Origin of the sequence: Inquilinus sp. Marseille-Q2685 (assembly GCF_916619195.1) — a bacterium.
In the GTDB taxonomy this organism is placed as follows: Bacteria; Pseudomonadota; Alphaproteobacteria; order DSM-16000; family Inquilinaceae; genus Inquilinus.
On record NZ_CAKAKL010000001.1, the window covers coordinates 1,022,991 to 1,036,772 of the forward strand.

Annotated in this window: 10 protein-coding genes and 1 pseudogene; 4 read left to right on the top strand and 7 right to left on the bottom strand. The window is 71.5% G+C overall.

All coding sequences use genetic code 11. The features are described from left to right. Positions 1 to 139: 139 nt before the first annotated feature. A complete protein-coding gene (locus tag LG391_RS04765; RefSeq protein ID WP_225766837.1) occupies positions 140 to 862 on the top strand; it encodes a DUF6683 family protein in 723 nt (240 codons plus the stop codon). Positions 863 to 870: 8 nt separating this feature from the next. On the opposite strand, the gene LG391_RS04770 is transcribed toward LG391_RS04765, so the two are convergent. From LG391_RS04770 to LG391_RS04790, 5 genes are all read right to left on the bottom strand, one after another. Next, the gene (locus LG391_RS04770) at positions 871 to 1,725 is read right to left on the bottom strand and encodes an NAD(P)-dependent oxidoreductase (protein WP_225766838.1); all 855 of its coding nucleotides are present in this window, start codon (positions 1,723 to 1,725) and stop codon (positions 871 to 873) included. A gap of 39 nt (positions 1,726 to 1,764) precedes the next feature. Next, positions 1,765 to 2,484 (bottom strand): glutathione S-transferase, encoded by a 720-nt coding sequence (locus LG391_RS04775; protein WP_225766839.1) that lies wholly within the window; start codon positions 2,482 to 2,484, stop codon positions 1,765 to 1,767. 242 nt (positions 2,485 to 2,726) lie between these two features. Then, on the bottom strand, positions 2,727 to 3,647 hold the full coding sequence (locus tag LG391_RS04780) for a DMT family transporter (RefSeq protein ID WP_225766840.1): 921 nt from the start codon (positions 3,645 to 3,647) through the stop codon (positions 2,727 to 2,729). 116 nt (positions 3,648 to 3,763) lie between these two features. Beyond that, positions 3,764 to 7,015 (bottom strand): UvrD-helicase domain-containing protein, encoded by a 3,252-nt coding sequence (locus LG391_RS04785; RefSeq protein ID WP_225766841.1) that lies wholly within the window; start codon positions 7,013 to 7,015, stop codon positions 3,764 to 3,766. Between the two features lie 98 nt (positions 7,016 to 7,113). Continuing rightward, positions 7,114 to 7,974 (bottom strand): helix-turn-helix transcriptional regulator, encoded by an 861-nt coding sequence (locus LG391_RS04790; protein ID WP_225766842.1) that lies wholly within the window; start codon positions 7,972 to 7,974, stop codon positions 7,114 to 7,116. Positions 7,975 to 8,094: 120 nt separating this feature from the next. Here LG391_RS04790 and LG391_RS04795 point away from each other — a divergent pair, with 120 nt between their 5' ends. Beyond that, positions 8,095 to 10,344 carry a marine proteobacterial sortase target protein gene (locus LG391_RS04795; RefSeq protein WP_225766843.1) on the top strand — a complete coding sequence of 750 codons (2,250 nt, stop codon included), beginning with the start codon at positions 8,095 to 8,097 and terminating at the stop codon, positions 10,342 to 10,344. After that, positions 10,341 to 11,024: a class GN sortase gene (locus LG391_RS04800; RefSeq protein WP_225766844.1), complete on the top strand. Its 684-nt coding sequence runs from the start codon at positions 10,341 to 10,343 to the stop codon at positions 11,022 to 11,024. The genes LG391_RS04795 and LG391_RS04800 overlap by 4 nt, the downstream gene beginning before the upstream one ends. Here the strand turns inward: LG391_RS04800 and LG391_RS34930 are convergent. Further along, positions 11,005 to 11,361 (bottom strand): DUF72 domain-containing protein, encoded by a 357-nt coding sequence (locus LG391_RS34930; protein ID WP_308013035.1) that lies wholly within the window; start codon positions 11,359 to 11,361, stop codon positions 11,005 to 11,007. The two genes, LG391_RS04800 and LG391_RS34930, sit on opposite strands and share 20 nt — an antisense overlap. Then, a pseudogene (locus LG391_RS34935) lies at positions 11,283 to 11,864 on the bottom strand (DUF72 domain-containing protein); the annotation flags it as partial. The pseudogene LG391_RS34935 and the gene LG391_RS34930, both read right to left, overlap by 79 nt. Between LG391_RS34935 and LG391_RS04810 the strand changes: the two are divergent. Further along, positions 11,803 to 13,647, top strand: coding sequence for an adenylate/guanylate cyclase domain-containing protein (locus LG391_RS04810; RefSeq protein ID WP_225766845.1), 1,845 nt, complete (start codon positions 11,803 to 11,805; stop codon positions 13,645 to 13,647). The pseudogene LG391_RS34935 and the gene LG391_RS04810 sit on opposite strands and share 62 nt — an antisense overlap. Positions 13,648 to 13,782 lie beyond the last annotated feature (135 nt).

The following is a 13,782-nucleotide window of genomic DNA, read 5'->3' on the forward strand; positions in this document are numbered from 1 at the left end:
AAGCCGACCGGCGTGCCGGAGCCAGCCTCACAACCGCCATGGAATGATGGTACAGGTGGATGCAGGTGAGCAGGGGCGGCTCTGCCCGAACCGTGGATGAGCCGGCCTGCGCGGGCAGTGTTCGTCTGATCGGGGGGGAATGATGCAGCGGATCCTACTGTGCGCCTTCATCTGGATGGCCGCGATCTGGCCGGCGGCGGGTCAGGCGCAGGACATGTTCTGGTCGACGACCCTGCCTGCGATCACCGGCACCGATACGCTCGGCCTTCACCTGCGCAGCCTGAGGGAGCAGCAAGACGGGAGTCGGCAGAGCGCGCAGCCGGCCCCCGCCCCCTCCGCCACGGCCTTCCGCTACACCCCGTCGCCCCGGCGTCGTGCCGCCAACCTGGCGCAGTTCGTAGCCAAAAGCCGGCAGAACGATCCGAAGGGCGCCGCGGATCTCGAAAGGCTGTTCGCCTCCACCGACGTGGTCGAGGCCATGCGGGCCCCGCTGGCCGAGGCCGGGCTGCGGATCGACGATGTCGCCGATGCCTATGCCGTCTACTGGATCAATGCCTGGCAGGCCAGCCGCGGCGTCGACGACGACGTCAGCCGCCGCATGGCGACGGCGGTCAGGAACCAGGTGGCCGGCGTGATGGCGTCCACCGGCGCGTTGCGCGGAGCGAGCGACGCCGCCAAGCAGGAGATGGCCGAAAGCCTGCTGATCCAGGCGGCGCTGATCGCGGCGGCAATGGAGCAGAGCAAGAGCAGTCCCGAGCTCGGCCGCCAGCTCGCTGCAGCGGTGTCGCAGGGTGCGCGCGGGATGAACCTGGATCTCGCTGCCATGACCTTGACCGAGGACGGGTTCGTCCCCGCGAACTGAGCTCGTCTCTAAGCCGGGCGCGGATCACGCCAGCTGTAGCGGGGCTCGTAGCCGAGCACCCGGCGGGCCTTCTCGATCGACAGCAGGGTCTCGTTCGGGCCGAAGGCGCGCTTGCGCGGCACGCCGGGATAGACGGCATCGAGCAGCGCGTCGTTCGGCGTGCTCATCACCGTGTCGGCATTGGCGATGACGAAGACCTCGGCCCCGGTCAGCCCGGATTCCAGCGCCAGCCGGATCGCCTGAGCTGCGTCGCGCGCGTCGATATAGGCCCACAGGTTCCAGTTCCGCTTGCGCGGATCGTCGTCGAAGCCCGGGAACTCGGCGTAGCGCTCCGGGTCCATGACGTTGGACAGGCGCAGGCCGATGATCTTGGCCGCGGGATCCCAGCGGCAGAACTGCTTGGCCATCTCCTCGCCCATCAGCTTGGACAGGGAATAGGCGGTCTCCGGCCGGCCGGGGTACTCCTCGTCCACCGGCACATAGGGCGGAGGATTTTCGAAGGGCAGGCCCAGCACGGTCTCGCTCGAGGCCCAGACGATGTTGCGGATCTTCAGCTGCCGCGCCGCCTCGAACACGTTGTAGGTGCTGACCGTGTTGGTCTCGAAGATAACGTGGTTCGGCGCCAGCCCGGGGGCGCGGATGGCCGCCAGATGGACGATGCCGGTGACCTGCGACACCCGGTCGTCGATCGCCGAGAAGGCGGCGATGGTCTGGCCGAAATCGGTCAGGTCGACCCGGCTGTGCCGGACCGACGGGTCCGCCGGCGGAGCCAGGTCCACCGAGCAGACGTCGTAGCCATGCGCGATCAGGTCCTTCAGGCAGGCGCGCCCCGCCTGGCCGCTGCCGCCGGTGACGATGATCATCCACTCCTCCCTCGCCGAACTATTGTCTGACAATATAGGTCAGGGATCGAGCTCGGGATAGTGGCGGAAGATGCCCATCCGGTTGAACGGGATGCGCCGCGGCGAGGCGAGATAGGCCCTGATGCGCGGCAGCGCCGCCACGCGGTCGTGCAGCGTGGCGAGGCGCGGATGTTTCGGCTCGGCCCGTGCCATCGCCTTCGGGAAGGCGTAGCGCAGCCCGGCGATCATCTGGAACATTGACAGGTCGGCGGTGGTGACCTGGCCCCCGACCATATGCGTGTCGCCGGCGGGGTTGCGGGCTAGCACCCTTTCGAAATAGCCGAGGAACTTCGGCAGGCGATGGGCCAGGAAATCCTCGGTCCGGCGCTTCGCCTCCGCCTTCTGGTCCTCGTAGTACAGGCCGCTGCCGATCGGGTGGTGGGTGTCGTGCACCTCGACCAGGAAATCGGCGATGGTCAGCTGCAGCTGGTGCGTCCACAGCCGCCCCGCCTCCTCCGCCGGTGCCAGCCCGTGCCGGTCGCCGAGGAACAGCAGAATGTTGGCGGTCTGGCCGATCAGCAGGTCGCCGGCCTTGAGATAGGGCGGCGCGAAGGGCGGCTCGGCCACCGACCTGTCCTGCAGGAAATGCATCAGCCCGGGCCGGTCGTCATCCTCCTCGCGGGCGACGTCGACATAGTCGGCGCCGGCCTGCTCCAGCGCCAGCCGGACGAACTCGCCGCGCCCCTGGATCTCGGGCCAGTAGTAGAGCTCATAGGTCATCCGCAACATCCTTTCGCTGACGAACGCCATCGCGAAACGATTTCACGATCGATTCACGCGGGCCGGCTATGCTGACCAGGCTATCCACCCGGATGGTACGCCCATCGGGCCTGACGAGGGCTCGTTTCGAACAAGGGTGATTTGAGGTCGTCGATAGTCAAACGGGCATTTCGGTCGCCCGCACTCAGACCTCGATGGGCGTCTCTACAGCGGCCGGCGGACGCAAGCGAGGCGGCAGACCGTCAGGAGGTCGGCCCCATCCCCAGGGCCAGCGGCGCGTCCGCCGGCTCGTCGCGTGACCGTAGCCATTTCGCCACGGCGCTGTACACCCCGCCGCAGACGATCAGCCCCGCCCCGATCAGGCTGGCGGCCGGGATCTCCTCGTGGAAGACGAAGACGCTGAAGGCCGCCGCCCAGGCGAAGATCGAATAGTCGATCGCCGCGACGTCGGAGACGCCGCTCAGCCGCAGCCCGCCGATATAGAGCAGGTTGGCCAGGCCGCCGGCGAGCCCGACGCCGATGAAGGGCAGCCAGTCCTCGGCCGTCGGCCAGACCCATCCCGAATGCAGGATCATGGCCGCGGAGGCCGCCACCATGACGGTGTTGCCCCAGATCGCGGTCACGATCGGCGGGTCCGCCTGCCCGGCCCGGCGCGTCGCCACCACGCCCAGGGCGTAGAACAGCGCCGACGCCACGGCGATCAGGGCATAGAGGTTGATCCCGTCGGTCGGCCGCACGATCAGGAGGCCGCCGGCCAGGGCGACGGCGATCGCGACAATGGTCTCCCGCCCCGCGGGCTCGCGCAGCACGGTGATGCCGAACAGCGCCATGAACACCGGCGCGGCCAGGGAGATCGCGGTCGCATCGGCCAGCGACAGGCCGGACAGGCTGAGGAAGAAGGTGGCGCCGGCGGCCAGGACGCAGCCGCCCCGCAGCAGCTGCAGCAGCGGCCTGCGCGACCGCACCGCCTGCATCCCCCTCTCGGCGCCCATGCGGTACTGGACCAGGATCGGGATGTACCCGAACAGGGCCCGGATCAGGATGATCTCGGCGACCGGGTAGCTGCCGCTGAGATACTTGGCGAAGGCGTCCATCGTCGCAAAGGCGCCGACGCCCAGGGCATAGAGCGCGAGTCCCTGCATCTGACGGGGAGAGGTGCGCACGGCGAATGGACCTTCTCAAATAAGCGGCTGCCGGGGACGGCACGAATGACGCCATCACAGCAGGCAATCATGGCCGCATTTGCGCCGGACCGCGCCGGATTGCGGTCTTCTCGTGGCTAGAACAGGCTCAGCTGCCGCTCGGCCGGGCGGCGCGGCGCCGGGTCCGGGCGGCGATGGGCCAGGAGCTCGGCCTCGATCTCGCCGAGGAAGGGCGACGCTTCCAGCCGCACCGTGCCGCCGCGCCAGCGCCGCTCGCGCGCCCGGCACAGGAACAGCCGGTCCATCGCCCGGGTCATGCCGACATAGAACAGCCGCCGCTCCTCCGCCGTCGCCGCCGGATCCGCCTCGCCGAAGCGCAGCGGCAGCACGCCGTCCTCCAGGCCGAGGATGAACACCACCGGGAACTCCAGCCCCTTGGCGGCATGCAGGGTCAGGAGGGAGACCCGGTCGGCGCGCGGGTCCCAGAAATCCGCCTCGGCCGCCAGGGCCACCGCGGCCAGGAATCCGGCGCGGTCGTCGATGCCTGAAGCCTCGGCCTGGCGGGAGGCGATCAGCGACAGGCGCTGCAGCGCCGCCGTGGTCGCCGCCGGGTCGGCGCCGTCGCGGCGCAGCGCTTCGGCCGCCCGCTGCAGCTGCCGCGGCAGCGGCCCCTCCCCCGCCTCCGGCTCCAGCGCCGCCAGCAGGGCGCGCACCGCCGGGTCTTCCGACAGCGGCGCCAGCGAGCTCTTCTTGAACGGCATGCCGCCGCGGGCCAGAGCCTCCGCAACCGCCTCGGCCTGGGCGTCGGTCCGGTACAGCACGGCGATGTCGCCGAAGCCGAGCTGGTCGCGCGCCATGCCATCGGAACGGCCGCTGTCGATCGAGAAGAAGCTGTGGCCGCCCAGGAGGGCCTCGATCTCCGCCACCACGAACTCGGCCTCGGCCTTGTCGCTGGCGGCGGCGTGGACCGAGATGCGGTCCTGCATCGCCCGCACGATCTCTGCCGCCGGCTCCGCACGGCCCCCATTGGCGTTTCGGCCGGCGCAGATGAAGCGCGAGGCGGCGGTGACGATGGTGCCGGTGGAGCGGTAGTTGCGCCGCAGCCGGATCATGGCGGCGCCGGGATGGTCCTGGTGGAACCGGTCGAAGCAGGAGGCGTCGGCGCCGCGGAAGCCGTAGATCGCCTGGTCCGGGTCGCCGATGACGCAGAGGTTGCCGCCGGACGGCACCAGCAGCGATAGGAGGCGCACCTGGCTGTCGTCGACGTCCTGGAACTCGTCGACCGAGACATGGCGGAACCGGTCGCGCATGCGGGCGACCAGGCCGGGATCGCCCTCCAGCGCCGCGATGCTGCGGCCGACCAGGTCGTCGAAATCGATCCAGTTGCGCAGCGCCAGCGCCTCGTCGTAGCGGGCCAGCGCCTCGGCGAGGTCGAGATCGGCCGGCGTCCCGGTGCGCTTGGCGCGGGAGATGGCGCGCAAGAGCCGCTCCGCCTTGGTGCGGGACACCTCCAGCACCTCCTGCAGCAGGGTCGCGCGCTCCGCCTCCCCCGCCACCCGGAAATCGCGATGCAGCCCGGCCGCCTCGCCATGCTCGCGCAGCAAAGCGAGGCCGAGCGAGTGGAAGGTGTGGATCGGCATCCGCGCCGCCGCGCCGGGCAGCAGCGCCTCCAGCCGTTCGCGCATCTCCGCCGCCGCCCGTCGGGTGAAGGTGATGGCGAGGCAGGATTCGGGCGCAGCGCCGCTGGCGACCAGATGGGCGATGCGATGGGTCAGCGTCCGGGTCTTGCCCGATCCCGGCCCGGCGACGATCAGCAGCGGCCCCTCGACCCGCTCAGCCGCCGCCCGCTGGTCGGGGTCGAGGCGGTCGAGGAGGTTACTGGAGCTGGCCGTTTGTGTGCCTCTCCCGCTTGCGGGAGAGGTCGGAGCCGCGCCAGCGGCTCCGGGTGAGGGGGTTTCGTCGAGGCCGGGGCCCGCCCTCACCCGGTCGTCCTGCGGACGCCCGACCTCTCCCGCCAGGCGGGAGAGGTTGCGCGTTGGTTCGTCGAGGTTGGAAACCGATGGCGCCACCTCGACCTTCGCCTCCGTCCGCCTCTGCGGCAGGTCGAACAGCAGCCCGCCGGCGGTGCGGCTCTTCAGCTCCTGCGGCTCGAACAGGCGGATCACGCCGTATTCGCCGTCATAGCCGGCGTCGCGGATCACCTGCCCCTTCCGCAGCCGGGTCACCGCCTCGGCCAGCAGCTCGGATTCGGCACGGGCGATGTCCTCGACCGGGATCTCCCCGAGGATCGCCAGCTCCGACCCCAGCGTGCCGACCAAGCGGTCGTAGCTGCGCTCCACCGCCTTGCTGGACGGACCGGTCGCCAGCAGCTCCGACAGGATCTCCGGCAGCGGCACCAGGCTGGCGATCTCGCCCGCCGTCGGCGGCGGCACCGCCTCTTCCTCGCTGCGGTCGGCCAGCGTCTCGATCCGGTGCAGCACGCCGACCGTGACCGGCTGGCTGCAGACCGGGCAACGGCCGTCCAGCGCCAGCGTCTCCTGCGGGCTCAGCCGGACATCGCATTTGCGGTGGCCGTCGGCGTGGTACTTGCCCTCCTCCGGGAAGAACTCGACGGTGCCGACGTAGCCCTCGCCGGTCTCCAGCGCCCGGCGGATGGCGTGGTAGTCCGGGTCGCAGTCGAAGGCCGTGGCCTCGCGCCCCAGCTTGCCGGGCGAATGCGCGTCGGAGTTCGAGGTCAGGCGGTAGCGGTCGAGGAAGGAGATCCGCCAGTTCATCGCCGGGTCGGAGGACAGGCCGGTCTCGACTGCGAAGATATGGTCCGACAGGTCGCCGTAGCATTCGGCGATGGAATCGAAGCCCGACTGCGACCCCAGCGCGGCGAACCAGGGGGTCCAGATATGGGCCGGCACCAAGTATGCGTCGGGGCCTGAGGCCAGCGTGATCTCCAGCAGGTCGCGGGAATCGAGGCCGAGGATCGGCCGGCCGTCGGAGGCGATGTTGCCGATCCGCGCCAGGCTGGCCTGCAGCCGGTCGATCGTGTCGAAATCCGGCCCGTAGATCAGGTGGTGGATCTTCCGGGTGCGGTCGCCCTTCTTGTAGATGGTCGAGATCTCGGTCGACAGCATGAAGCGCACGGGCGTCCGGCACGGCGCCGGCAGCGTCGCCATCACCGCGGCCTCGAGGTCCGGGCGCAGCCGGAACAGGCCCGGCGTGTCCGGCACCAGCTTGTCCTTCAACTCGGCCAGCCAGGCCGGGTGCACGCAGTCGCCGGTGCCGACCACGCCGACGCCCTTCCGCGCCGCCCAATGCGCCAGATGCTCCAGGTCGAGATCCCGGCTTGTCGCCCGCGAATGCTTGGAATGGACGTGCAGATCGGCGTGAAAGCGCATGTCGGCTCCGTGTTCCCCGCGCCCGCGGATCCCGTGAAGACTCGGGCGCCGATCGGGCGATGATAGGACGCGGGGCCGGGGCGGCAAACGCCGGATGGCTATTCCGCCGTCACCGGCAGGAAGCGGGCGAAGGGCTCCTCCACCGTCCGCCGCAGGATGTCGCGGTAGCGGGGATGGCAGGGCTGGTCCGGCCCGATGCGGCCGAACTCCGCCGCCGATCCGGCAGCCGCCATCGGCACCAGCACGATCGGTGACGCCACCGGCGTCAACTGCGATCCGGGGCCGGCCTGCAGCGTGGTCAGGATGCCGTGCATCTCGCCGGTGATGGTCGGTCGGCCGAGGATCGCCATCCGGTACTGTCCGTGGGTGTTGGTCACCAGATAGATGTGGCCGGACTGGTTCGGCACCGACACGACGCCGTGCTGGGTGAAGGCCGCGTCGACCCGCTCGGATTCCCGGAACGCCAGGCGCGACCCGGCATCGTCCCAGTGGATTTCGGTGCGATAGGCATAGATCGCCCGGCGGTCGCCGAAGGACGGCCGCAGCGTCAGGTAGACGCCCTCGATCCAGGACACGGCCGGCCGGGCGTAGGAGCCGAGATCGGCCGCGGCGACCCCGACCGGCAGGGCCGCCGGCGCGGCGACGACGGGGGCGACCGGCCGCGGCTCCGGGTGGCGCAGCCTGACGCCCAGCGCCTCCTCCAGCCGGATCAGCGTCGCCAGGGTGAAGGGCCGACGCCCGGACAAGGCCTTCTCCAGCGTCGACAGGCTGATCTTCGCCTGGTCGGCCAGGAACTGGCGGGAGATGCGGCGGCGCGCCAGCTCCTCCCGCACCAGCCCAGCGACGGCGTGGCTCTGCTCCTCCGACAGCTCGTGCTCGGCTGGGTGCGTCGACAACCCGACCAAGGCGCCCTCCTCCGCACAGATCCGCACCGATCCGCACAGGGCGGTGCGCAGCAAGACCTATCCCGGCCGCCGCCTGCGGAACAAGCCGGATCATCACCGTGGCCGGACAAAGCCCCTCGGACCGACAAAAAACCCAGGCCGGACGGACGCCGGCCGAGGTTCACGGAGGGTTCGATGAATTCCATGACGAGGGAGACGCCGGCGGGGCTGCGGCCGGCGCTCCGATCCCGGTTCTGGCATGCGGCGCCGCTGCTGCTCTCCCTGCTGCTGGCCGTTCTGACCCTGGCCGTCGGCGGCCGCACCGCCCGGGCCGAGGCCGGGCCGGCGCTGGTGACGCCCGGCGAGATGCAGTCCGGCGCGCTGCTGTTCCGCGCCAATGAGAAGGGCCGCTACGTCGAGGCGCCGCGGCTGGGCACCGATGTCGACCTGACGGTCAGCGGGCCGACGGCGCGGGCCCATGTCACCCAGGTGTTCCAGAACCCGACCGACCAGTGGGTCGAGGCGGTCTATGTCTATCCGCTGCCGGAGGACGGCGCGGTCGACACGCTGAAGATGGTGGTCGGCGACCGCGTCATCACCGGCGACATCGCCGCCCGCGAGGAGGCCCGCCGCACCTATGAAGCGGCGAAGCAGGCCGGCCAGACCGCCGGGCTGGTCGAGCAGGAGCGGCCGAACCTGTTCACCACCTCGGTCGCCAATGTCGGCCCGGGCGAGACCGTGCTGATCCAGATCGAGTACCAGGAGAGCGTGCACCAGTCGGGCGACCGCTTCTCGCTGCGCGTGCCGCTGGTGGTCGCGCCGCGCTACAACCCGGCGCCGGTGCGGCAGTCGGTCGACTTCACCCCCGGCCAGGGCGGCTGGGGCCAGACCACCGACCCGGTGCCGGACCGCGACCGCATCACGCCGCCGGTGCTGGACCCGCGCGAGAATGCCCCGGTCAACCCGGTGACCCTGAAGGTGCGGCTGCAGGCCGGCTTCCCGCTGGGCGAGGTGGTCAGCGCCAACCATGCGGTCGACACCGAGGCGCAGGGCCCGGACAGCCGCGTCATCACGATGAAAGGCCCGGTCCCGGCCAATCGCGACTTCGAGCTGAGCTGGACCCCGGCGGCAGGCGCCGCCCCCTCGGTCGGGCTGTTCCGCGAGAGGGTCGCCGGCGACGACTACCTCCTGGCCTTCGTCACCCCGCCCGCCCTGCAGCAGGCGGACGACAAGCGGCCGCGCGACGTGGTCTTCGTGATCGACAATTCCGGCTCGATGGGCGGCGCCTCGATGGACCAGGCCAAGGCCAGCCTGCTCTACGCCCTGGGCCGCCTGTCCCCCGCCGACCGCTTCAACGTGGTGCGCTTCGACGATACGCTCGACGTGCTGTTCCCCGACGTGGTGCCGGCCGATGCCGGGCATGTCGGCCGGGCGAAGTCCTTCGTCTCCGCGCTGGAAGCCTCGGGCGGCACCGAGATGGTGCCGGCGATGCAGGCGGCCCTGACGGATCACGGCGCCGACGGTGCGCCGCGCCTGCGCCAGGTGGTGTTCCTGACCGACGGTGCCATCGGCAACGAGCAGCAGCTGTTCGACACCGTCGCCGGCATGCGCGGCCGGTCGCGGGTGTTCATGGTCGGCATCGGCTCCGCCCCCAACACCTATCTGATGACCCGCGCCGCCGAGCTGGGCCGCGGCACCTTCACCCAGATCGGCGCGCCCGAGCAGGTGGAGGAGCGGATGCGCAGCCTGTTCGAGAAGCTGGAAAGCCCGGTCGTCACCAACCTGTCGGCCCGCTTCTCGGCCGGCGGCGCCGACGCGACGCCGGAGACGCTGCCCGACCTGTATTGCGGCGAGCCGGTGGTTCTGGCGGCGAAGCTGGCCGCGCTGTCCGGCACGATCGAGGTCAAGGGCATGATCGGCGACCGGCCGTGGATCGTCACCCTGCCGGTGGCGCAGGCGGCGAAGGGCGAAGGCCTGTCCAAGCTGTGGGCGCGGCGCAGGATCGCCGATGCCGAGGTGGCGCAGACCCTGGGCCAGATCAGCGCTGAGCAGGCCGACCAGCGCATCCTGTTCCTGGCGCTGCAGCACCATCTGGTGACGCGGCTGACCAGCCTGGTCGCGGTCGACCGGACGCCGCGCCGGCCCGAGGGGACGACGCTGAGCCGCAACGACATCCCGCTGAACCTCCCCGCCGGCTGGGATTTCGACAAGGTCTTCGGCGAGGCCAGGCCGAAGCCCGAGTTCCGCCAGGCCGGCCTGCTGCTGCCCGCCGCCGCCCGCTCCGACGCCCCGGCCGCCGCGGGCAGGCCGCAGCCGGTCGAGGAGGTGGTGCTGCCGCAGACCGCGACCGACGCCGAACTGCGGATCATCGCCGGTCTCCTGCTGCTGCTGGCCGGGTTGGCAGCCTTCGGGTTCGGCCGCCGGTCGAAGAGAGGTGAGGCATGAGCGCGACCCTGCCGCTGTCCCATCCGCTGGCCGGCGAGCGCCTGCCCCGCAGGCAGAACCTGCCGCGGCAGCGCCGGTCGAGATCCCGCTTCGTCGCCCTCCTCCTCGTCCTGGCCGGTCTGGTGCTGGCCGGACAGGGCGTCTGGATCCATGCCAAGGCGATGCTGGCGCAGGTGCTGCTGGACCGCGCCTTCGCCGAGACCCTGGCGACCGGCCGGTCGGTCAAGCCCTGGCCTTGGGCCGACACCTGGCCGGTGGCCCGGATCGAGCTGCCGCGGCTGGGCGAGAGCGCCATCGCCTTGGCCGGCGCCAGCGGCCAGGCCCTGGCCTTCGGCCCCGGCCATGTCCAGGACACGCCGGAGGCCGGCGACCCCGGCACCGCGGTCTACGCCGCCCACCGCGACACCCATTTCCGGGTGCTGCGCGACGTCAAAGTGGGCGACGAGATCGCCGTCACCCGCCGCGACGGGCGCCGCGTCACCTTCAAGGTGACCGGCACGCGGGTGGCCACCTGGGACGTCTCCGGCATCGACCCGCGGGCGCCCGGCCGCAACCTGGTGCTGGCCACCTGCTGGCCCTTCGACGCCACCACCCGCGGCCCCTATCGCTACCTGGTGGAGGCGGAGGAGGTGGCGGCCGGGACGGCTGTGGCCGATGCTGCTACAGCCCCGCGACGGTGAGGGCGTTGCCGAGGGCGGCGAAGGCGGCGGTGTTGTCGAAGATGCACCAGGCCGGCACGCCCGCCGCCCGATGCGCCTGCAGCCGCCGCCGCATCCCCGCCAGCACGGCCTCGTCGTAATCGGAGTAGTAGATCCGCGGCGACCCGTGCAGCCGGTAATAGACCAGCCCGCCCCAGCCCCCGGCTCCCCTGCCCCGGCGGCCCGGACCGGGTCGGCGGCGACGCGGGCGACCCGCAGCCTCTCGAGGAGATCCTCCGCCTCCGGCTCGAACCAGCCGGCATGGCGCGGCTCGCAGACGACCGCCGCATCGGTCCGGCGGCGCAGCCCCGTGAAGAATCCCTCCGCCACCTCCGCCTCGAAGACCAGGCTCGGCGGCAACTGCACCAGCAGGACGCCGAGCTTGCGTCCCAACCCTTCGGCCTCGGCGACGAAGCGGTCGAGCAGGTCGCCGCAATCCTTCAGACGCCGCTCCTGGGTGACGGTACGCGGCACCTTCACGGCAAAGCGGAAATCGTCAGGCACGCTGGCAGCCCAGCGTTCGTAGGTCTCCCGCCGATGCGGGCGGTAGAAGGAGGTGTTGATCTCGACCGCGTTCAGCCGTCGGGCATAGCGCTCGAGATGCGAGCCTTCGGCCGGGAACTGCCCGGCATAGCGCGACGGCACGCTCCAGCCGGCGGTGCCGATATGGGTCGGGGCGTCGGTCATCCTGCAATCAACACCCCGGCGGGGATTTCCGTCGGCGTGGTGTAAGGTGCCGCCAGCGGAGGGAGGCAGCGGATTGGCGACGGAGGCGGAGACCACGACGGATCGGCGCGCCGTGCCCGCCCGGCGCCGCACCATCCCGCTGTCCGGCACGCTGGCCGTGGTGATGGCTGGGCTGGTGGCGCTGACCACGATCGACGTGCTGGCGGTGTTCTGGTGCATGACCGCCGGCACGACGCGCGACCTGCTGGTCCGGACGGCGCAGCTCGGGCTGGACTCGGTCCAGGCCCGGATCGGCGACCGCTTCACCCCGGTCGAGGACCAGCTCGCCTTCCTGGCGCGGGAGATCGCGTCCGGGCGGGTGGACCCGGCGGACGGCGTGGCGCTGGAACGGCTGATGACCGGTGCCCTGGCCGGGACGCCGCAGGTCCGGGTCCTGTCCCTGACCGCGCCCGACGGCAAGATCCGCGGCGTCACCCAGGGCCCGCACGGCGTCTTCGCCTTCACCGACACGATCCGCACCGACAATGAGCGGCACGAGATCGACGCGGCGCGCGGCAGCGACGAGGCCATCTGGGGCCCGGTCTATTTCGTGCCGGCGGAGGCGATGCGCACCTCGGTCGCCAATCTGCGCCGGCCGGTCCAGGCCGAGGGCCGCTTCGCCGGGGTGCTGCGGGCCACGATCACGGTCGACGCTCTGTCCGACCATCTGCGCACGATCGCCGAGGCCAATCCCGGCACCACGCCCTTCATCCTTTACGGCCGCGACCGGGTGCTGGCGCATCCGGCCATGGCGACGCAGCGCCCGGCGCTGTCGCCCGAGCATCCCCTGCCCTCGCTCGACGAGGTCGGCGACCGGTTCCTCGCCGCGCTGTGGACCGAGGACCGGCCCGACGCCGTCGAGGGCGACCTGGAGGTCCGCGTCGTGCGCCTCGGCGACGACGGCCGCGTCATCCTCACCCGGACCATCGACGGCTACGCCCCGGCGCCGCTGATCGTCGGCGTCGAGGTACCGGTCGCGGTGCTGGACAAGCCGGACTCGGACCTGCTGCGCGCCGGGCTGGCCGGGCTGGCCGTGCTGGCGATCGCCATCGGAATCGCGATCCTGGTCAGCCGCGCCATCGCCCGCCCGGTCGGCGCCATGGCGCGGGAGGTGCGCGCCGTCGGCTCGCTGGACTTCGCGTCCCTGCGCCCCCTGCCCGGCAGCCTGTTCTCGGAGCTGAACGAGCAGGCCCGCGCCTACAACACCATGCTGACCGGGCTGCGCTGGCTCGAGACCTATGTGCCGAAGGCGCTGGTGCGGCGCCTGCTGCGCAGCGGCGGCGCCGTGCCCTCGGCGGAACGGATGGTGACGGTGATGTTCACCGACATCGTCGACTTCACCGCCACGGCCGAGCGGATGCCGGCGGCCGAGGTCGCGTCCATGCTGAACGCCCATTTCGACCTGCTGGGCCGCTGCGTCGAGGCCGAGGGCGGCACCATCGACAAGTTCATCGGCGACTGCGTCATGGCTTTCTGGGGCGCGCCGGACGACCAGCCGGACCACGCCGACCGGGCCCTGCGCGCCGCCCGCGCCATCGCCGCGGCGGTGGCGGCCGACAACGCCGCCCGGCGCGGTCGCGGCCTGGCCCCACTGCGCCTGCGCATCGGCATCCACAGCGGCCGGGTGGTGGCCGGCAACATCGGGATGAGCGGCCGGTCGGGCTACACCATCGTCGGCGACGCGGTGAATCTCGGCAACCGGCTGGAGCAGCTGGGCAAGGCCGTGGCGCCGGCCGACGAGATCGTGGTGCTGGCCAGCGGCGAGACCGTGGCCCTGGCCGCGGACGACCGGTCGGACCTGCGCAGCCTCGGCGCCCGGGCTGTCCCGGGACGCCGGATGGAGATCGAGATCTTCCGGCTGGAGGCGACGAAATCCTGACTCGCCGGTAAGACGCCGCGTGTCAGGCAGGTTTCGTGCGCGGACGGCATACGCCCGACGCCTGACTCCATAACGCAAGCGCATGGCGCTGCCGCGCCCCGTCCGGGACATGATGGGTCCGGCTCGGGACGTCGC